This window comes from Maribacter huludaoensis (assembly GCF_029350945.1).
Classification (GTDB): domain Bacteria; phylum Bacteroidota; class Bacteroidia; order Flavobacteriales; family Flavobacteriaceae; genus Maribacter; species Maribacter huludaoensis.
Genome location: NZ_JARKMS010000001.1, coordinates 366765 through 387504, shown reverse-complemented (window position 1 = coordinate 387504; position 20740 = coordinate 366765). Strand labels below are relative to the sequence as shown.

At 35.3% G+C, this 20740-nt stretch carries 22 protein-coding genes and 1 tRNA gene; 7 read left to right on the top strand and 16 right to left on the bottom strand.

The features are described 5' to 3' along the window. Positions 1-555, bottom strand: a complete 555-nt coding sequence (locus tag PXC01_RS01625) for a hypothetical protein (RefSeq protein ID WP_276470630.1) — start codon at positions 553-555, stop codon at positions 1-3. Positions 556-688: 133 nt separating this feature from the next. Between PXC01_RS01625 and PXC01_RS01620 the strand changes: the two genes are divergently transcribed. After that, positions 689-1789 carry a phosphotransferase enzyme family protein gene (locus PXC01_RS01620; RefSeq protein WP_276470629.1) on the top strand — a complete coding sequence of 367 codons (1101 nt, stop codon included), beginning with the start codon at positions 689-691 and terminating at the stop codon, positions 1787-1789. A 1-nt stretch (position 1790) separates the two neighbouring features. Here the strand turns inward: PXC01_RS01620 and PXC01_RS01615 are convergent, their stop codons facing one another. The 10 genes from PXC01_RS01615 to PXC01_RS01570 form a co-directional block, all read right to left on the bottom strand. Then, the gene (locus tag PXC01_RS01615) at positions 1791-2357 is read right to left on the bottom strand and encodes a TlpA family protein disulfide reductase (protein ID WP_276470628.1); all 567 of its coding nucleotides are present in this window, start codon (positions 2355-2357) and stop codon (positions 1791-1793) included. A gap of 132 nt (positions 2358-2489) precedes the next feature. Continuing rightward, positions 2490-2678, bottom strand: coding sequence for a hypothetical protein (locus PXC01_RS01610; protein ID WP_276470627.1), 189 nt, complete (start codon positions 2676-2678; stop codon positions 2490-2492). A 45-nt stretch (positions 2679-2723) separates the two neighbouring features. Continuing rightward, a complete protein-coding gene (locus tag PXC01_RS01605) occupies positions 2724-2966 on the bottom strand; it encodes a hypothetical protein (RefSeq protein ID WP_276470626.1) in 243 nt (80 codons plus the stop codon). A gap of 36 nt (positions 2967-3002) precedes the next feature. Continuing rightward, positions 3003-3557, bottom strand: a complete 555-nt coding sequence (locus PXC01_RS01600) for a hypothetical protein (RefSeq protein ID WP_276470625.1) — start codon at positions 3555-3557, stop codon at positions 3003-3005. A 39-nt stretch (positions 3558-3596) separates the two neighbouring features. Next, a complete protein-coding gene (locus tag PXC01_RS01595) occupies positions 3597-3866 on the bottom strand; it encodes a hypothetical protein (protein WP_276470624.1) in 270 nt (89 codons plus the stop codon). Positions 3867-3875: 9 nt separating this feature from the next. Continuing rightward, entirely contained in the window at positions 3876-4052 is a 177-nt protein-coding gene (locus PXC01_RS01590; RefSeq protein ID WP_276470623.1) for a hypothetical protein, read from the bottom strand. 723 nt (positions 4053-4775) lie between these two features. Beyond that, complete coding sequence (locus tag PXC01_RS01585; RefSeq protein ID WP_276470622.1) at positions 4776-5390, bottom strand: response regulator transcription factor; 615 nt, start codon at positions 5388-5390, stop codon at positions 4776-4778. After that, positions 5387-7222, bottom strand: coding sequence for a sensor histidine kinase (locus tag PXC01_RS01580; protein WP_276470621.1), 1836 nt, complete (start codon positions 7220-7222; stop codon positions 5387-5389). Before PXC01_RS01580 ends, PXC01_RS01585 begins: the two co-directional genes overlap by 4 nt. 31 nt (positions 7223-7253) lie before the next feature. Next, the gene (locus PXC01_RS01575; RefSeq protein WP_276470620.1) at positions 7254-7871 is read right to left on the bottom strand and encodes a hypothetical protein; all 618 of its coding nucleotides are present in this window, start codon (positions 7869-7871) and stop codon (positions 7254-7256) included. 431 nt (positions 7872-8302) lie between these two features. Beyond that, a complete protein-coding gene (locus PXC01_RS01570; protein ID WP_276470619.1) occupies positions 8303-10882 on the bottom strand; it encodes a M14 family metallopeptidase in 2580 nt (859 codons plus the stop codon). Between the two features lie 343 nt (positions 10883-11225). Here PXC01_RS01570 and PXC01_RS01565 point away from each other — a divergent pair, with 343 nt between their 5' ends. Further along, positions 11226-11537, top strand: coding sequence for a hypothetical protein (locus PXC01_RS01565; RefSeq protein ID WP_276470618.1), 312 nt, complete (start codon positions 11226-11228; stop codon positions 11535-11537). Between the two features lie 14 nt (positions 11538-11551). Then, the gene (locus PXC01_RS01560) at positions 11552-11953 is read left to right on the top strand and encodes a hypothetical protein (protein WP_276470617.1); all 402 of its coding nucleotides are present in this window, start codon (positions 11552-11554) and stop codon (positions 11951-11953) included. 184 nt (positions 11954-12137) lie between these two features. On the opposite strand, the gene PXC01_RS01555 is transcribed toward PXC01_RS01560, so the two are convergent. From PXC01_RS01555 to mce, 3 genes are all read right to left on the bottom strand, one after another. After that, entirely contained in the window at positions 12138-12437 is a 300-nt protein-coding gene (locus PXC01_RS01555) for a GIY-YIG nuclease family protein (RefSeq protein ID WP_276470616.1), read from the bottom strand. A 55-nt stretch (positions 12438-12492) separates the two neighbouring features. Next, positions 12493-12566 (bottom strand) — tRNA-Ile (locus PXC01_RS01550). A gap of 134 nt (positions 12567-12700) precedes the next feature. Then, positions 12701-13105 (bottom strand): methylmalonyl-CoA epimerase, encoded by a 405-nt coding sequence (mce, locus tag PXC01_RS01545; protein ID WP_276470615.1) that lies wholly within the window; start codon positions 13103-13105, stop codon positions 12701-12703. A gap of 65 nt (positions 13106-13170) precedes the next feature. On the opposite strand from mce, the gene rbfA reads away from it, so the two are divergent. Both rbfA and PXC01_RS01535 read left to right on the top strand, forming a co-directional pair. Next, positions 13171-13563, top strand: coding sequence for a 30S ribosome-binding factor RbfA (rbfA, locus tag PXC01_RS01540; RefSeq protein WP_058104613.1), 393 nt, complete (start codon positions 13171-13173; stop codon positions 13561-13563). 4 nt (positions 13564-13567) lie between these two features. Next, on the top strand, positions 13568-14773 hold the full coding sequence (locus PXC01_RS01535; RefSeq protein WP_276470614.1) for an ABC transporter permease: 1206 nt from the start codon (positions 13568-13570) through the stop codon (positions 14771-14773). On the opposite strand, the gene dusB is transcribed toward PXC01_RS01535, so the two are convergent. Further along, positions 14770-15768 carry a tRNA dihydrouridine synthase DusB gene (gene dusB, locus PXC01_RS01530; protein ID WP_276470613.1) on the bottom strand — a complete coding sequence of 333 codons (999 nt, stop codon included), beginning with the start codon at positions 15766-15768 and terminating at the stop codon, positions 14770-14772. The genes PXC01_RS01535 and dusB overlap by 4 nt on opposite strands. Positions 15769-15974: 206 nt before the next feature. Between dusB and PXC01_RS01525 the strand changes: the two genes are divergently transcribed. Further along, positions 15975-16757 (top strand): prolipoprotein diacylglyceryl transferase family protein, encoded by a 783-nt coding sequence (locus PXC01_RS01525; protein WP_276470612.1) that lies wholly within the window; start codon positions 15975-15977, stop codon positions 16755-16757. Next, a complete protein-coding gene (locus PXC01_RS01520; protein ID WP_276470611.1) occupies positions 16729-18123 on the top strand; it encodes a radical SAM protein in 1395 nt (464 codons plus the stop codon). The genes PXC01_RS01525 and PXC01_RS01520 overlap by 29 nt, the downstream gene beginning before the upstream one ends. A gap of 200 nt (positions 18124-18323) precedes the next feature. Here the strand turns inward: PXC01_RS01520 and PXC01_RS01515 are convergent, their stop codons facing one another. Further along, positions 18324-20723 (bottom strand): outer membrane beta-barrel protein, encoded by a 2400-nt coding sequence (locus PXC01_RS01515; protein WP_276470610.1) that lies wholly within the window; start codon positions 20721-20723, stop codon positions 18324-18326. Positions 20724-20740 lie beyond the last annotated feature (17 nt).

Genomic DNA, 20740 nt, shown 5'->3' with positions numbered 1-20740 from the left:
CTAGTTTTCAAAGCTTAGATGGGCAACATCATGGCTACAACTGTAATGTGCATTATCCGCAGCGTAAACAGAAGCATCTGCAGACTCTTGTGCATCTTTTATTAGGCGTTGTGCTTTTCTCATGTAAAACTGTAAATTACCCAAATTGTTTGCCTTTGCGGCATTTTTTACATTTTCAAAAGCTTCAGTAGAAAAGTCGCGGGAATCAATGGCATGTCTTTCTGCATCGATCGTATAACTTATAGTCTCTTCCAAACCGCAAGTTTGAGAATCATATTGGGCTTCAGATGCTAATATTACCGCCTCGTCGGCAGCATTTACTGCCTGTCCCATTAATAACATAACCGTTTTTGCGTTTTTTCTTGCCTTACTTATTGAAGCATCAAAGGCAGCTATTTCCGCTGGGCCGCTTAATGAATCTGACAGTGTACTGAACTGTGACATGTAACGCTGTACGTCGCTAATTTCACTTTTAAAAACTTCGCATTGTGCTTGAACATACGTTGATACAAAAAACAGAAAAACAACTTTAAGGTAGGTTTTAATCGTAATCATATTTGGGGGAAATTTGATTTATTAAGATACTAACTGCATAATTCTACAAATCGTATTATTATTAGGCCAACTGCATAAAATAAAGAAAATTCTTGTTAATTGTTAATTTGACCAACCAACATTGTTACAAATTATGAGCAAGTTTTCAATACCTTTAAAGTTTGAACTGCAGTGCTCCATAATGACTAAAGAATCTATCCAAAAAATAATTACCAAGTTTAATCTTAACACTGGTTCGTTGCAATACACCCCATTAACGAACGGACTTATAAACGACACCTATTTAGTTACCAATGACGATGACCAGCAATACATTCTTCAGAAAATAAATACTCACGTATTTAAGATTGCTAATGTTCTAATGGATAATATTCAATTTGCTTTGCCTTTTCTTTATGCAGAAGATTATACTCAAATTACTTTTCTTAGTACAATATCAGGTAAGAATCATCTAGTTCAAGATAATGATTTCTGGAGAATGATGACCTACATACCCAACAGCACCACTTACAATACAACAACCCAAACTTCTACCGCTTTTGAAGCAGGACGCATTGTTGGCAAGTTTCATCAGCTCATGCAACATGCAGATACGACACTATTTAATGATACCTTGCCCAAATTTCATAATCTAAATTTTAGAACACAAGAGTTTCAAGAAACACTACGGAAAGCTGAAACGCAAAAAAAAGAAATTGCCCACATTACCATTAAAAAGGCGCAGTCATTTCTTAAAGAAATTCAGAATTTAAATACTAGTATTTTACCCGTTAGAATTTGCCATAACGATACAAAACTGAATAATATTTTATTCTCTAAATCAACAAAAAAAGCATTGTGTCTTATTGATCTTGATACGATTATGAAGGGCTATTTCTTCTATGATTTTGGTGATGCCATTAGAACTGTAGTTAACCATGCACCTGAAGATGAGCAGAACCACGAACTCATTAATTTTAATGAATCATTATTCAAAGCCTTTGTAGATGGCCTAGCTGCTAACGGACCAATATTTACTTCCGCAGAAAAAGAGAGCCTACCCTTAGGTGCCGTTTTTATGCCATTTATTCACGGTCTACGGGCACTAACGGATTATCTGAATAACAACAAGTATTACAAAGTTACTTACGAGAATCAGAATTTAGACCGTTGCCAAAGTCTATTTGATTTTGCGGAAAAAGCGTTGGCAAAAAAAGAGTTTATGAGCAATTATATTAAAAAGGTCCTAGTCTAATTTATTTTGAAACTAAATGGTCTAACAACTCTCGTACTTTTGTACCGTTCCAATCAGCGGCACCGGTTTCTTTTATTAAAATTTTTCCGTTGGCACCGATTACAAAGTTGGTAGGAATGCTATTTTCTTGCAGTATTATAGGAGCTTGCATTTGTGGGAAATAAATAGGTAGCTCATAACCCCTCTTTTTAATAAACCGCTGCACAGTTTCTGGTTCTTCATGGGTCAAAAGAATAAAATTGACTTTGTCCCCGTAGTCTTTATATAACTCTTGAATTCCCGGTAATTCTGCTATACATGGCGGACACCATGTTGCCCAATAACTGATAAAAGTAACCTTGCCTTTACCTACCGATATGTTTTGTGAATTCCCTTGTAAATCGACAACAGCATATTGAAATGGAGCAACCTCATTCTGGTCCTCTTCATCTTCAACACTAGGCGACCAAACAGCAACTTTAAGCTTATTGATCGCTACCTGTATAGGTGTTCTTGTCTGCGGAATCAACAGCAGCAAAATGAACACCACAAATATGATATCGCTGATTTTTAATTTTCGCTTATTCATATAAAAACTAAGTCGAAGTATTTGGGGATTATTTAAAGGGAATTTCAATTTGGGCTACAAAATGGTACTATATTACCTCTAATTCATTAAAATTAAATCTTAAACAGTACTATTGTTCAATTTAAAAGATAATCATGTGTTTTTCCGCTCTTGCAAATATCCATTCAAGATTACTCCAAATAAAGCAAGCCAAATTAAGCGGTACATCCAAATATCAATTTCATAACCGAAGAATCGTCCTGTATCTCCCATACCCCAAAAACTGTATGCGATGGTTATTAAAGCTAATATCATTCCAATAATTGACAGTGTTTTTCTCATAATGCTTAATGTTGTTTTTCTAATTACTGGACTAAAACTTAACCCTTATTTTCTAGAATCTAATTCCATTTTTAACGTATTCATATTCTTCACATTCAAAGGAATAATAGCTGATAAAGCTAACGGAACTGCCACTAAAGGAGTAAACCTATCTTGTATAGAAACGTAGATAAAGAAAAGTAAGCACCCTGTTAGAACAATTGCCAAAAGCCATACCATGGTTTTTGCTGCTGTATGCTTTTTAAGCAGTTCTTCTGTACTCAATTTAGAGAGTGATTCTTTGTTCATTTTTAAGAATTAAGACGGTCTATAAAATCAATCTTGCTATTCGTTACAACGTTTTTGGGTGTTCTTATTTTTCCATTGAATCCAATATTCCTGTAAACCTTCAGAGGTCTTTTTCAGCTTACTGATATCTAAAGATTCTCCGGGCATTAAAAGAGAACTCAACTCCTTTTTTCTTCTAGGTAATGAAGGAGCGTGATTCCACCCACCAACATGATCAAAAGATGTGTAGGCATCGCATTTAGTAGCTACAGTAACAAACGGAATCTTAAGCTTATATGTCACCATACCAGAACCCATACCTTCGGTAGACATATTTATGTTCGTAAAGTCTACTTTTACGTACTTATCCTTAGAATAGAGTTCCTTTAATTTATCTCCTACTTTGGCAGACATGGTGTTAGAAAACTGATGAGCAACATCTGATCTATCTATAAATTCTTTGCCATAATAACTGCCAAAACAACCATCATCTGTACATTCAATACTAACCGTAGTTTGTACTTGAGTTTTCACTGTTGCTTTTTGGGAATAGGCAGCATGAGATACGCAAACAGAAATAAGAAATACTTGTATATTCTTTATAAATCTCATTTCTCTTGGGTTATCGTCAATGAATCTACTCAAAGAAAACTACTCAGCCGTTTCTTCTTTAGACTTATTGTACTTAGTGAATTCTATCTTTTTATCCTCTAAAATCTTATAGAACCTACGGTGACTAATTTTAAGGTCTTTAGTGATTTGAGCTACCTTTTTCTTTTTCTTCTTGTACAATTTAATCTCTGCCGTTACAGCTTTGTTGAAGTAATATTTTTGTAACGCATCTACTACTTCTAGTTCGGTTTTGCTGCTAGTACTAGTCAACAATTCTATCTCATATTTTATTTGTTGTAAGCCTTTCATGCCTCTGAGTTATTTTTCTGGAACTGGTTCAGAAAACCTGGTTTTCAGATGCTCATACTTTTCTAAATCTTCTAAAGAATGATTGCCATAATCATTGGCGATATCAAATTTTACATTGTTGTTTGCTAAAAATGTAGCTACTCTTTCTAGCTCTTCGGGGGAACCTTTAATTTCAATCTTTGCCATTATTTACAAGTGCATTTTATATAGTGCTTGCCTAATTTAATACTATTCTTTGAATTCTGTGCGGTAAAATACCCTAGTAAGGTATATACCTATAAAAGTTAATTGAATTTTTAGAATTATAGCTGTTACGTTACGAATTCATAAGATTTTCTTGAAAATGAGTTTTTAGTTTTATTTGAATGAGTTAATTGGAGTGTAATTTACCTTGACTGTTACGGATAACCGTAAAGGACTTTTAAACAGACTATTTTTTAGTATTTCTATTTAAATCTGTAATACAATGAATCTATTTAAGAAAACAACAGCACTCATTTTTCTATTGTTTGCTACCAATTATATCAACTCACAATCCTCATGTTCAGAAAAAGTTCCAAATATATAACCTCTTGCAGGGTTTCACTGGAACGGACAATTGTTTTCAAAAATAAACGTGCTGTCGCTTCGAGTGTTTACATTACGCGACAGCAGAAATGAAAATGTATCGAGAAGCTTTCATGTTCCAAAGTGTTCTCGATATAAAACCTCTTTCAGGGTTTCACTCGAACGGACAATTGTTTTCAAAAATAAACGCGCTGTCGCTTCGAGTGTTTACATTACGCGACAGCAGAAATGAAAATGTATCGAGAAGATTTCATGTACCAAAGTATTCTCGATACAAAACCTCTTTCAGGGTTTTACTCGAACTGACCATATGTGTAACCTAAAGAAAATAAAAAAATAAAACTAAAACTCATACTTCTTCTCCACAGCATAACGCAATAGCTCGCCCGCACCACTTAGACCCAGTTTTCTGATCATATTCTTACGGTGGGTATCTACCGTGCTTTTACCAATAAAGAGTTCATCGGCAATTTGATGACTGGTATGCCCATTACCAATTAATTGTAAAATCTCTCGTTCACGGGCACTGAGTACACTTTTAGTGCTATTCTTATCCGCATTGGGGATATGAATTTTTTTATCGTAGAACGTTTTGTTGTCATAGACGGTACGTATAGCTTCTAAAACCACATCTAGGCTACTATTCTTTAAAATATAACCATGGACACCAGCGGCCAGCATTTGCTGTACGGCATCATCTTGATCAAACATGGTAAAGGCAACTATTTTGGTATTTGGAAATTCTTTTAAAATACGTTTAGTTGCTTCTATACCATCTATTTTGGGCATTCTGATATCGCACAAAACTACTTTAGGCTGTTTTAACCGTACTAACTGTAATAGCTCTTCACCATTATTTGCTTGACCAATTATTTGAATATCTCCCTCATACTTTAGATAGGAAACAATACCATCTATTAAAGCTTGGTGGTCTTCGGCTATGACTATGCTTATCATACTGGAATATCTATTATAATTGAGGTTCCTTTACCTAGCACACTATCTATGGTAAAGTTACCCTCTAAATGTTCTATTCGTTTTTCAATATTGGTGAGTCCCATTCCAGTTTTGTTTTTGTCAATTTTAGAACGATCAAAGCCCTTGCCATTATCTTCTATGATAATATTTAGATTGTCCTCATACTGCGAAATTTGAATATTTAGTTTGGTAGCCTCAGCATGTTTAATAGTATTTGCTACCAGTTCTTGAATGGTTCTAAAAAGACTGAGCTCTAGGGAGTTTTCCATACGCTCGCCCATACCAAAATCATCTACACTTACCTCTAGAGCGTTGGTTTCTGATATAACCTGTGCCATTTTCTTAACTGCAGGCAATAAACCCTGACTACTCATTACTCCAGAGTTTTTACTATGTGCTATTCCCCTAACTTTTTGGTAGGCTTCTTCCAATAAAGATTGTGCCTGGTCTAAAGCAGGATCTTTCCCTTTTCCCTTTACGTTACTGAAGTGTAATTTTATGGTTGCCATAAGGCTACCCAAGTCATCGTGCAACTCATTGGCAACGCGCTGGCGTTCTTTTTCTTGACCCTCTATCATGGCATCTATACTCACTAATTCTTGCTGCTTTAATAGATTGTCTACACGTTCTTGTTTCAGTAGTGTTTCTTGCTCTGCAAGTTTGCGTTTTTTGGTGGTGTTCTTTTGAACTAGAATGGCAATACCAGCGCCAAGAATTAGTGCTACTGTGGCAACCATGAGCCAGTTCTTGTTGGTTTGAGCTTTTTGCTTTTCTTCTAATATTTGTTTTTCTTTTTCTGCGGTTCTTAATTTAACTTCTAAAGCAGACTTCTCTAGCATATTAGTTTTATATTCAAGCTTATGTTCTAAATCTATAGATTCTTCTAACTGAGCGTATGCAGTTTCAAAGTTTTTAATTTTTAAATTATGCTTGGATTTGTATTTGTTGATATAAATTAGACTTCTTAGTGTATCAGACTTATCTATATATTTAATAGCTGTATCCAATAATACTATACCTTTCTCAAAATCATTTTCCTTTTGTGCTATGATAGACATTCTAATCAATGATCTAAAAGCAATATATTTTAGAAAGGGTTTTTCTTTAGATAAATCTAATGCCATCTGATGATATTTTAAAGCCTTTAGATTATTATCCGTGTATTCATATTTGAGTGCCTTCAGCGAATAAAATAATGGTCTTAAATTACTGTTTTCAGATACCGATGACATGCGGTCTTCTAATTGTTTTATGTCACTAATTGAAGACCAACTATCTTTTGATAAACTTTGTAAATTGAAATAAACTTTATATAAATAGAGCCATATATAGTCTAAATTACTTACACAACTTTTTTCAAATTCATTAATATAGGTTTCAAATTGATTATTAGTTTGAGAATATTTGAACTGATAATATTCTAAAATGCCAAGTAAAGAAAGTTTATATAAATTTGTATGGTGTTTACTTTTTGCCAAAGTATAGGCATTGAAAAAATATTGAAAAGAATCCTCTCCAGTTTTCTCATAAAGTATATAATATCCTTTACTTAAGAAATTCATGGTTTTTACCAATGAATTACTATCTACAGATATTGTACTATCATTAAAATAGGTAACTTTTGTTTTATTAGCTTGACCATTGTTATATAAAATGGTAGCTAGATTTTTCATACCTAACTTAAGTTTGTTATTTGAAATTTTACTGGAAATGGTTAAAGCATCTTGATAATTTAAATTCATCAAAGAATTGGTATACTTCTCTATATATTCATTTTCTTCTGAATTTTGAGCAAGCGAATTTGTCGTCATCAATAGACTAAAAAATAATACGCAAGAAAAATTAAAAAATAATTTTAGCATATCCTCTAGGGCATATTCCACCGGGACCAAGTAATTCAACGTTACCCTCATCTTCATTGTCTAAACTATTGTATTTTTTCCAAGATGATAAACCACTAATCTCATCTAGTTTTTTTGGAATAGGCTTACTTAGTCCATCCCTGTAATAAAATTCAGAATCGAATACACCATCTACAACACAATTTCCATTCTCACTAAGCGGTAATAGTTTTCTATTAATTTCAAGATAAGTCTCATCGTCATTTATTGACTGTTCAATTGTTATGGGCTTCTCGCAACCATCTTGTTCAGTAAGTGCCCTTACCCATAATGTTATAGAAAGAACATTGATAGTTAAGGAATTACCATTCATATGATCGATTATGCTAATCTTTTTTCGCTTTACATTGTATGTTGCTTTATGTATGCCCAAATTTATTGGTCCCTTATAATTAATTAGCTTTAGGTCAATGGAATTCATACATTTTTCATCTTTGTTCGCTACTATTTTAGCATATACCGCAAAAAAAGTACCGTACAACTGACTAGCATAAACCATCTGCCATGTATCTTTTAAATCTGGGTTACATTTAATTGTGGTAGTTAAATTCAAGTTCATAACTTCTTAGTTTTTTTGGTTTGGCTAAATATGAAATTAAATACAAGGGGATAAAATCCCCATAACTGGGTATTTATAACTATAAATATGAGTTCATTACCAAAAGGTCGTGAACAAAAAAAGCCCAATAATAAAGAGCAACACTAATAGATTCTGGGGGAACTTTAGTTTACCAATATTAAGGGCTGCTTCAATTTAACATTTTATTGGGAAATACAAAAATCGGTTTTTGAATTTGATGAGATTCGTTTATTTACAAATCACTTAAAAACCAAGAAAGCAGCCTTTTAGGCTGCTTGAATTATTAAAAAATATATTTAAAAGAAAAATGCCCATCAAATTGAGATGGGCATTTTTATTATATAATTATCGAAACTTGCGTTAAATACTTTCAACTGCGCCTGAATATGACTAGCGTTTTTAGTAATCAACTATTCTGCGGCTCCTTCAAAAATAGTATTGAAGATAAGCTTGTACGTTCCTCTTGGTTGTGCTCTAAATTGCGGCCTAAATGCAAACAACACAACAGCACCTTTGCCGTATATAGCTTTTACCATAGCCGGTTTTTTAGCAATGTACTTTTTCTCGCCCATTGCCCAGCCACTCATTAAAAGGTCTTTATCGGCATAGGTGGCTATAACCTCAACTTCTGGAGCAGGTGCATCTTTTATATCTTCTGTACCACCTTCGCCCTTTTTACTTTGCTTATCAATAACAAAGGCACGACTTTTATTAAAGGATACAGCAACGGTATCTTGCATACCAAATGCCAACGGATGCGTGGTATCTATACCTGTCTTAATCAATGAACCCGGTATAAAAAATTCTTTGCTATCTGTACCTTCCGTAGCGTCTTTTAAGGGTAAACCAAATTGCTCTATCACATAATTACTGGCAGCATCGAAAGCCATTAAAGTACCCCCATTTTTTACGTAGTTGCTCAAGGCAAGCGAACCTTCTAAACCAATACCACCTGTAAACTTCTCTGGCATTTTTAATGGTGAGTTGCCATGTAAAATTGATTTTGCGCGTTGCGATGGTATGATCAGTACATCATACTGCGATAAATCTTTTGTTTGTATGTCGGTATCGTGAAGTGTATCGGTCTCGAACGAATATTCGTCCATGATAAAGCGTGTCCACCCTTCATCCATATTGGATACCCAAGATTTGTACAATCCTACTTTTGGTGTATGTACCTTGGTCATTTCCACTTTTGGCTCGGCAGATAACCCAACAACTTCTAAACCATATTCTGCCGCTAAGTCATCTATAGCTGCACTGCCACCCGAAACAATATATGACCCAGCAGGATACTCAGTTTTACCCGATTTAAACGCGGCTTTGGTTTTACGTGCCGTACCACCTGCTTTTAATACTTTATTGGTCACAGCAACAGATGCATTACTATTGGCACTTAATAGATACCCAAAGGAAGCATTCCCTTTTACGCTACCTTCATAGTACGGTGCAGCATCTATCACTTTTTCTGTACTTACCTTAAAAGGTTCTGCAATTTTATCTACTGCAATACCCATTTGCATGGGCAATGTCCAACCGGCTAGATCATAAGGAGTGTCCGGTGGACCACCTGGATATTGAAAACGCGTTGGGTAATTCTGCTTTTCCATTAAATCCATTAGGTAAGGTCTAAAGGCTTGTGCCGTGTAAATTACATAGGTGCCTTTCTCATATTTTTTTCCGTTGATCTCAAAATTCTTAGTCGCTTTTTCAATTTCAATTCCGCCTTTTAACAATACATTTATCAGGTTTACAGACTCAAAAGCATCCCACTGCTCCTTTGCTATAACATATGCGAACGGACCTTCCTCTTTTGATTTTTCAATTGCAGAAGCTCCCATTTTATAGATATTGTACAAGTAGTTGCTCTTACGATCAGCTGCTAAATCCAGAGTTGCCCAAGTTGCGGTCAGCATATAGTCTACGGCATCGCGAAAGTGAGATTCGCCACCTTTCCAAGGGTCCGGGTACATAATATCGGTACCATCTGTAGGTGTGCCACCTGCTACCGTTTTCGGTAGTTTTTCAGGATCGTAAAATCGCGGCGTCGGACTCGTATGACCAACTTCAGTTAAAATACCGATCATATTGTGGTAGTAAGGCACGGTACGCCCACCACCGTTCCAGAACATGGTATAAAAATTATCGGCAATGGCACCTGGCATATTCTCCAATGAAAATCTTTTGGTCATTGCAGAGCCTACTTCACTTACGCCGGCAGTGATTGCCGGGTGTATTCTTGGGTTAACAGGATCTGCATATGGTGGTAATGATATTTTTGTCCAAGATGGTGAAGATTGATGGTGGTTATATACTATCTGCGGATACCATTCATTGTACAAGATCTTCGTTACATTATAAGTTTCTGGCATGGTATTCATAAACCAATCCCTGTTATTATCATGCCCCATGTAATAATGATATAAAACTGGAGGTCTTGACGTCTCATAAGCCGTTCCCAAATTCTTCTTGTACCAGTCTACAACAATATCCAACCCATCAGGATTCATTACCGGCATTAATATCGTAATCACATTATCCCTAATTTTTTTAATCTCGGTGGTTTCTGAGGTAGCCAAGGTATATGCAAACTCAGAGGTCATTTGACCGTGTGCCAACTCTGTAGAGTGCATACCACCGTCTATCCAAACCACAGCTTTTCCCTCCTCGGATAATTTCATGGCTTCTTCGTCAGAAACCTGAACACGGGCAAGTTTTGTACTAATGTCTTTCCATTTATCTAAATCTTTTAGATTTTCCTCACTAGAAATAAACAGAATGTACATTTTTCTACCTAGTACCGTAGTTCCAATTTCTACTTTTTTGACACGATTAGATGAAGCATCTAGTTTAGAAAGGTAGTCTTCAATTTGGCTGTAGTCCGCCAATTTATAATCGGCACCGACTTTAAAACCAAAAACGTCTTCTGGTGAAGGTACGGTTTGCGCTATGGTTTTACATATGCATGAAAAAGATAGTAGGAGCGCCATTAAGACGAACTTGTAGCGTTTAAATTTTAAAATCATCTTGAGTTAGTTTGAATTGGATAGTAATTTAAACAAATGGATATGGAAAAATAAATTCTTAAAAGGGTAAAATAGGAAAACGTGCTAATTTTTTATTGTTGGTAATTTAAACCTACTTCTCTTGCTAAATAATTAAACTATTCAGCGTATAGAATTAGTTTTAGCTAGAATTACATCACACTTAAAATAAATAGTAGTCATATAGCGCACCATTCTTATTAATACGACAAACTTAATTATTGGTGTTTGCCTATTTTTATTGAAAACTATCCTTGGATTAATTCAGGACAACAACTAATATGGTGCTATGAGCAATGAAAGCTATAGAATTTGTCAAAATTGCGGGACCGTAAACCTAAATCGCGATTATTGTGAGAACTGCGGAAATATTATAAATATCAACCTTAAAAGAAGGTTAGAACGTGAGAAAAAAAACAAGGAAAAGTTGGCTTCTGAAAAGGTAAAAGAAAAAAACGATATTACCTTATTTTTTGAAAATGCGAAGGATCATGAAAACGTTTTTATTCGCTATATCTCTCGCTTTTTTTATTCTATTTGGATCGTAGTACTCGCCATCGGTTCTTTTTTAGCTTTAGTCTTCGGCTATATTGCCGCTTAGCTTAACAAATGATTTTGTTAGATTTCCTTCTTAAAATGTTCAAAACCATCGTAAAGAAATATTATTTTCCCGTATTTATAATTACTGGACTCTTAGTATACCTACTACAACGCTATAATGCTGATATTCCAATACTTATAAACAACTATCTGAACGATTTTTTATGTATGCCCATTGTTCTCAAAATAGGTCTCTGCAGCGTAAGATATATAAAATCTGACGAACACATAGTACTCCCTTTGCCGCTACAAATTATAATGACCTTCCTATTCATAATTTATTTTGAAGTAGTACTTCCTAGTTATAATGAGCGGTACACGGCAGATATGTTAGATGTTGTTGCCTATGCCCTAGGACTCATTTTCTTTATGAGCGTTGAAGGATTTAAGAAAGACAATGTTAATACGGATAATTAAGATTAAATAGCTAAAATGCCCATTGATGAATATCAATTTATTCAGGACCCATGCTATAAATACTACATGTAGTGTGTTCTACAATATAAAAAAACTCCATTAGATTAAATGATCTAATGGAGTTTTAAATGTGGTCCCATCTTACTTAACTGAAGACCACCTGTCCCGATAGCTATCGGGAGAGTCAGGTGCTCCTGGTTTCATTAAACATCTTATCTCGTAGCTCGGCATATGTATTCAAGTTCCGAATGTAAACGCTACTCTTCATTGATTTGATTTTTCGCTCTAACCGTATAGCATGAGCATAATCATCACAATCAAACTTCAAGAATAAAACCCAATCATTTGTATTCGAGGTAAAGCTTTTTGAACCATAAGCACCTGCGTTATGATTTTCAATACGTTGGTCTAAATCTTCATGACATGCACCAATATAGAATTTGTTAAGTGTTGTGCTGTATAGAATGTAAGTATGTGAAGACATGGTTGTAAATAAAAAAACTCCTTTAAATCTAGTGATTTTAAAGGAGTTTTATATGTGGTCCCACCTGGACTCGAACCAGGGACCACCTGATTATGAGTCAGGTGCTCTAACCAGCTGAGCTATAGGACCGGTAACAATTCTATATGTTGTTCTGTAATATCGTATTTCGATTTAAACCGGTGCTCAAACCAGTTTTTACAAAACCCTCGAATTGCGGATGCAATATTACTACTTATTTTTAACTGTCACAAACAAAATAAAGCTTACTCTTTAATTTCTTGACATAACTCTACCAACACCCCATTTGCAGTCTTAGGGTGTACAAAGGCAACTAGCTTATTATCTGCCCCTTTCTTAGGTTTTTCATTCAATAAAGTAAAACCTTCTACTTTTAAACGTTCCATTTCTGATACGATATCTTCCACTTCAAAAGCTACGTGGTGTATGCCTTCTCCTTTTTTCTCCAAAAACTTGGCTATAGGTCCATTAGGCTCTGTGGCAGATAAAAGCTCTATTTTGTTAGGTCCGTTTTTAAAGAAGGAGGTTAGTACACCTTCCGATGCAACTTCTTCTTGCTTATAGGGTGCCACACCCAGTAATTTCTCAAAAAGGGCATTAGAATCTTCCATGTTCTTTACCGCAATACCTAAATGTTCGATCTTTTTCATGCCTTATTTGCTTCAGAGTGCATTATATAGGGGTTAAGATACATTTTTCTATGTATTTTTGCAGTATGGAAACGCAAAGACAACGTAAAATAGCTGGGGTCATTCAAAAGGATATTGTAGACATTCTACAAAAGGCCGCTATAGATGGCGGGTTACGTAATACCCTTATTTCCGTATCTAAGGTTTCGGTAACAACAGACCTTTCTATCGCCAAAATTTACTTGAGCATTTTCCCTAATGAGAAAGCTGGAGAGTTAATGGAGGGCATAAAATCTAACCAACCCCTAATTAAACACGAACTTTCTCAACGTACACGTAACCAATTACGCAGAGTACCTGAGTTATTGTTTTATTTGGATGATTCTTTAGATTATATAGAAAACATTGAAAAGTCATTGAAGCGCGAAGAAAACCCAATAGAGAACAGAGATTTGTTACCCAAACGTAAAAAGAGCTGATCGGTTGAACTTTCCTCTCTATATCGCTAAAAGGTATGTGCGTTCTAAAAGTACCCAGAACGCGGTCAACATTATTAATTTTATCACTTTTTTAGTAATAGTCATTGGCTCTGCTGCTCTATTTATTGTATTATCTGCCTTCGCCGGATTAAAAACTTTTAGCCTTTCGTTTACCGAATCTTTTGACCCAGACTTAAAAGCTTCACCCATAACCGGAAAGATTTTCAACCTTACTCCTGAACAGGAAGAACGTTTGCAATCTGTTGACGGACTAGCATTTTTCTCTAAAGAAATAGAAGAAAAGGTATCTCTTGAGCACCGAGGCAAAAACCATATTGCCTATATAAAAGGCGTTGATAGTAATTACACTAAAGTAACTGGAGTTGATAGTACACTCTACATTGGCGATTGGACCATTAACGATACTCAAGTTGTTTCTGGTTTAGGTATTGCCAACATATTAGGGGTAACCATCAACCAGTTTCGAAGCCCCATGCAGATCTATGCTTTTAAACCTGGTAAGGGTTCTATATCGCAACAAAGTATTTCATCGCTCTATAATCAATTGCCCATGGTTATTGGTGGCGTGTATGCCGTAGAAGCTGATTTGGATAATAAATACGTTTTTGCCGATTTGCGATTGACACAAGCTTTATTGGAAAAAGATTCGCTTTCAATTTCCGGTATTAATTTTAAGATGGATGAATACGTAGAACCAAGTGCCGTACGCGCAGAGATTCAATCTATATTGGGTGATGACGTTCAACTAAAAAACAGACAGCAACTGAACAGTACACTCTACAAAATGCTGAATACCGAAAACGTAGCTACGTATCTCATTTTTACTTTGGTACTTATCATTGCACTATTTAATGTGGTAGGCGCTATTATCATGATGATTTTAGACAAGCAACAGAATTCTAAAACTCTGTACAGCCTAGGTACTACAATCAAAGAATTGCGCCGTATTTATTTTGTACAAGGCATTCTTGTTACCGGTTTTGGCGGATTAATTGGCGTATTGCTTGGTGTATTAATTGTTTGGTCGCAGCTTGCTTTCAGTTGGCTAAAAATAACGGCTACTTTAGCTTATCCGGTAAAGTTTGAATTTATTAATATTGTCATAGTGCTGGCAACCATTCTTGTATTGGGCGTTATTGCTTCTAAAATTGCAAGTAGCCGGATCAATAAGAAATTGGTAGACCTCTAAGCATTGGTAAATTGGTGATCGCCGAACTTTTGCAACACCTCATCAAAAGCAGCGAATACCGAAGCTGAATCATCACTGGTTACCATTTTCATACGATACTCCTTAAAATTAGGAATTCCTTTAAAGTAGTTGGTATAATGTCTCCTAGTTTCAAACACGCCCAAAGTTTCCCCTTTCCAATCTATGGACATTTGTAAATGACGACGCGCAGCTTCTACACGTTCCGCCATTGTTGGGGGTGCTAAATGGGTTCCTGTTTCAAAAAAGTGTTTTATTTCCCTAAATATCCAAGGGTAACCTATGCTTGCACGACCGATCATGGCGCCATCCAATCCGTATTCATCACGCATTTTCATGGCTGTTTCTGGTGAGTTTACATCACCGTTACCAAATACAGGTATGTGCATTCTTGGATTGTTCTTTACCTCTCTAATAGGGTTCCAATCTGCACTTCCCTTATACATTTGTGCACGGGTTCTTCCATGTATTGCAATTGCGGCACAGCCCACATCTTGTAAACGTTCTGCAACCTCAACAATTTTAATACTACTATCGTCCCAACCTAATCTGGTCTTTACCGTAATGGGTAAATTACTATGCTCTACCATAGCTTTGGTCAAAGAGACCATTAAATCAATATCCTTTAATATTCCGGCTCCCGCTCCTCTAGACACCACTTTTTTTACCGGGCAACCAAAATTAATATCAATGATATCGGGCTTAGACTTTTCTACAATCTCTACAGATTGTAACATACTATCTAAATTGGCACCAAAAATTTGAATACCTACAGGGCGTTCCTTCTCATAAATATCAAGCTTCATAACGCTTTTTGCGGCATCACGAATCAATCCTTCCGAAGAAATAAATTCTGTATACACCACATCGGCTCCTTGCTCTTTACAAAGGGCTCTAAATGGTGGGTCGCTTACATCTTCCATTGGCGCTAAAAGCAACGGAAAATCAGGTAGTTGTATGTCTCCTATCTTGGGCACTGCAGTCTAATTTTGGGTTGCAAAGTTATATAAAATTACGGGAAGCGCATTACTTAGACTTTTTGATAAATTCTATGATATTACAGGCTATTATTACTTGTTAAACACTTGTTTGTATAAACGGCGTAAATTAGTATTCAAATGACCTCTTTATTTACGCTTCTAAATATATTTCAAATTTTAAATAAAGCTTTGACAATAACTTTATGACCCAAACGCTACTTATTGTCTCGCTACCTTTTGAGCCTATTGTATTTGGTGTAAAATTAAACATGCACCTTATTCTGGAATACCTAGCTTTTTTTGTAGGGTTTAGATACTATGTATTTCTACGGAAAAAGAGCGCTGATGTCATTTCTTCCAATAACCGACTCTCCATTATCATAGGTGCGGTTTTTGGGGCGCTGTTCTTATCAAGATTAGCGGCATTTTTTGAAAACCCTATAGCCCATATAGATCAAGGTTTGCTTTATAACCTAAACAACAAAACCATAATGGGCGGGCTCTTTGGTGGCTTGCTGGGCGTGGAGCTTGTGAAGAAGATTATTGGCGAAAAACATTCGTCTGGAGACTTGTTTACACTGCCTATCATCTTAGGCATTATCATAGGCAGAATTGGTTGCTTTTTAGCAGGTGTTAAAGAGTTTACCTACGGAAAAGAAACTACCTTTTTAACCGGTATGGACTTAGGTGATGGTGTTTTAAGGCATCCTATTGCACTATATGAAATGCTGTTTTTATCCGTACTTTTCCTCATCATCAAAAAGTTACAAAAGTTGAATCTTACTTTTAAAAACGGAGATCTTTTTAAGCTCTTTATGGTTACCTATTTCTCCCTTCGTTTTTGTATCGAATTCCTAAAACCTAACCCTTTTTATTTCTTAGGGCTAAGTAGTATTCAAATATTATGTCTAATTTGTTTGGTGTACTACCAAAAATTTATCCTACGGGGAATAACATATGTCAGAAAAAAACTATACCTATTATGATTTTACATTAAGCCTATGCCCAGAATGTTTACGTAGGGTAGATGCCAAAATCGTTTTTGAGAACGAGAAGGTGTATATGCTTAAAAACTGTAGAGAGCATGGTAGGTCTAAGGTGCTAATTGCAGATGACATAGAGTACTATAAAAACATAAGAAATTATAATAAGGCTTCTGAATATCCAAAAACGTTCAATACAAAAACACATTACGGATGCCCTTATGATTGCGGACTTTGCCCAGATCACGAGCAACATTCTTGTCTTACGGTTATTGAACTGACCGACCGCTGTAACCTTACCTGCCCTACCTGCTATGCGGGATCATCTCCCACTTATGGTAGACACCGAACATTAGAGGAAATAAAAAAAATGTTAGATGTTATCGTTAAGAACGAGGGAGAACCAGATGTTGTTCAGCTTAGTGGTGGTGAGCCTACCATACATCCTAACTTTTTTGAAATTCTTGATTACGCAAAATCGCTCCCTATTCGGCATTTAATGTTGAATACCAACGGAATTAAAATTGCAAAAGATTTTGATTTTGCGAAACGATTGGCAACTTACGCACCAGATTTTGAAGTGTATTTACAGTTTGATTCTTTGGATAACCATGTACTACAAACCTTAAGAGGGGCAGACCTGGCAGATATTCGTCTACAAGCGTTAGATCACTTAAATCAATTGAACCTTTCTACAACATTGGTAGTCACATTACAAAAGGGGCTGAACGACCATGAAATGGGAAGCACCATAGACTTTGCCCTAAAACAAAAATGTATTCGCGGCGTAACTTTTCAGCCCACCCAAATTGCCGGTAGATTAGAAAATTTTGAAGTAGATGAAAACCGTATTACCTTAACTGAAGTACGTAGAAAAATTTTAGAGCAATCGCCCATTTTTGAACCAGACGATTTAATACCGGTACCCTGTAATCCCGATGCCTTGGTGATGGCATATGCTCTAAAATTAGGCGATGAGGTAAATCCGCTAACACGGTTCATTAACCCAGATGATTTATTGAACGAAGGTAAAAACACCATTATTTACGAGCAAGATGAACAACTGCACGGCAAAATGATCGAGCTTTTTAGTACAGGCAATTCCGTTGAAAAAGCATCGGAAAATTTAAAAAGTATTATGTGCTGCCTTCCTGAAATTGACGCCCCAGAACTTGGGTATGATAACCTGTTTCGTATCATCATTATGCAATTTATAGATGCCCATAATTTTGATGTACGTGCCATTAAGAAATCTTGTGTGCACATTGTAAACAAAGACTATAAAATCATCCCTTTTGAAACTATGAACTTATTTTATAGAGATGATAAAATAGAACGATTAAAGGAATTACAAAACGAAATAATATGATTTTAGAGGTTGGTAATCTTGATGGTCTCGCTACTTTTTTATTTCTTATAATGTTCGGCCCTGCAATAGTGTTTATACTTATAGGAGCTGTCTTGTTTTATTATAAAAAGAAAAAGGCAGGTAAAGTATTTATGATTTTAGCGGGAGTGTATTGCCTAATAAGCCTTGGTATTTGCGGTACCTTGTTATCACAGTAACTATTATAATCGCTTATTTTCGTCAGTATGCTTGTTTTTAGAATTATCGCGAATTTTAGTGTTACCAAACTTATACCTAAAACCGAATACAAATAGTCTACTTTCAGGTCTAGTACTTGTGATATTGTTCTGTTCCAGATAGTTTCTTGTAGAATATGTGTTTCCTTTATTAAAAATATCTTCTATTCCTATTGAAACACTAGCATCCTTGTTCCAAAATGTCTTTCTGAAATTTATACTCAATTTGCTGTAAGATCTAAAACTCGCGTTACCTTGAACATATGGAGAAATATAATTGAACGCCATATCTGCATACAACGATTCGTCTTTTAATAACGTAAAATAATTATTAACACGTAAGTATGTAGTCCAAATAGAATTGTCTATAATGGCATTCGTGTTTATATCAGCAAATTTATTTTGGTTGTAATATTGGCTCACAAAAAAATAAAAATACCAATACGAGGTTAAATATTTAGATACGCTGGCATCTGCACCAAAATTATAATTCGTTTCCAAATTAAGGTACTGTGCTTTAAGAATATTGGTTGTATTATCTTGAATAAATTGCTGTATCTGTTGGTCTGATTTTATACTCGTAAACAAAGCAAACTTAAAGTCCTTATCATACACATAATCAACTTCTATATAACTACGAAAAGCTGGTTTTAAATTAGGGTTTCCCTCAAAAATAGAGTTTGCAGATAAATAATATTGAAAAGGGTTAATGCTGCTATATCTAGGTCGGGTAATTCTCCTGTAATATTTAACCATGTACGCATTCTTGTCTTTTGTATAGGACATTGAGAAGTTTGGGAACAGATCAAAATACGAATTTTTATTCGCTGATGATAAAATATTCAAATCTCCATTTGTATCTGTATATTCTGCTCGTAGGCCTGTATTTAACTTCCATTTTTCCCAACTGTTACTAAGGCTTATATAACCTGCATAAATTTGTTCATCGTAATTGAAAATACCAGAAGCCGTAGGATTTATTTCTGCAAATGATTCATCAAAACCAGACTGTTGAATACTTGACTCCGAGTTTATATTTGCAAATCTTAAGCCCGTCTCTAAGGTAGACTGTTTTGATAATGGTAATGTTAAATCTGTTTGGGCACTGAAAAGATTTATAATCTGGTCTGAACTTATATTTAAGGTATTCTCGGAAGTATTCTCTGTAAAACCTTCTACAATGTCATTATTTAATTCTTGATTATCCTTAGAATCATAATAGGTAAAGTGGGCGTTTGTTGCTATTTCTGCCCCTTTATCATTCAACTTATGTACCCAATCTAAATAATTAGAAGTGTTATAGGTATCATCGCTTAATATATTGAGACCTTTTAAACGCGCTATTACATCTGCACCGGTACTTTCTATATCTGTTGATGAGGTATAAATTATATTGTTATCTGGTGAAAAACTTGAGGTAGATGAAAAGCTCAGTGTATTTTTTTCATTTAATTCAATGTCTAAAAAAAGATTTAGATTATGACTTTTTCCTTTAGATATAGATTTTTGCTCTGCTGTCCAAATCTCATTTTCTTGTCCGTCTTCAAAAAACGTGGTAGCATCAGAATATCTGGTCCAATCCCTATCATGGCTAAAGCTGTAGTTCGTTGAAAAATCTATTCTTTTACCTTTAAAGAAATGATCTGTACCTACAGTATGCTTTGGCAGAATACCTTGCGTATATCTATTAAAAACAGCGCCGTTATACCCCGCAACAAGGTTTTTCTTCATTTTAATATCAATAAGTAAACCACCCTCGGCACTATATTTTGCCGGCGGACTCGTAATTACTTCTATAGATTGTACATTACTTGCAGAACTACCACTAAGTAAATTAATTATATCCTCTTCCGGTAGGTTGACCAGCTTACCATTAATCATAATATTTACCTTAGAACTACCATTTACGTACAACCTATTGTTCATTACCATTACACCAGGTGTACGCTTTAAAACATCCCAAATATCGCCATCGGAAATTGCGGTATTTTCAACATTAAAAATATGGCGATCTGCCAATTGTTCTAACTTCGGTTTGTTTTGGGTTACTACGACCTCATCCAATTCTTGAGCACTTTGTAATATAAGCGGTTCTATCTCAATACTACCGGTTATGGAAAGAATTTCACTTTCTACGGTATTTGCTATATAACTAGCTACTATACGGTAGTTGCCTGTGGTGACGGACTTAATTTCATAAGCTCCTTGATCATTTGTGACAGTGCCTTTTATAAACTCTCCCTCTTCGCTCAACAAAATTATATTAGCAAGAACAACCGGTGTTTGGTGTTCATCCTTTACAAAACCGCTAATGATAAATTCTTGGGAAAATGCAAAAGAAATTGTAAGACAAAATAGAAGCGTTAATAATAAATTTTTAAGCATTTAGTGTTCGTATTCTT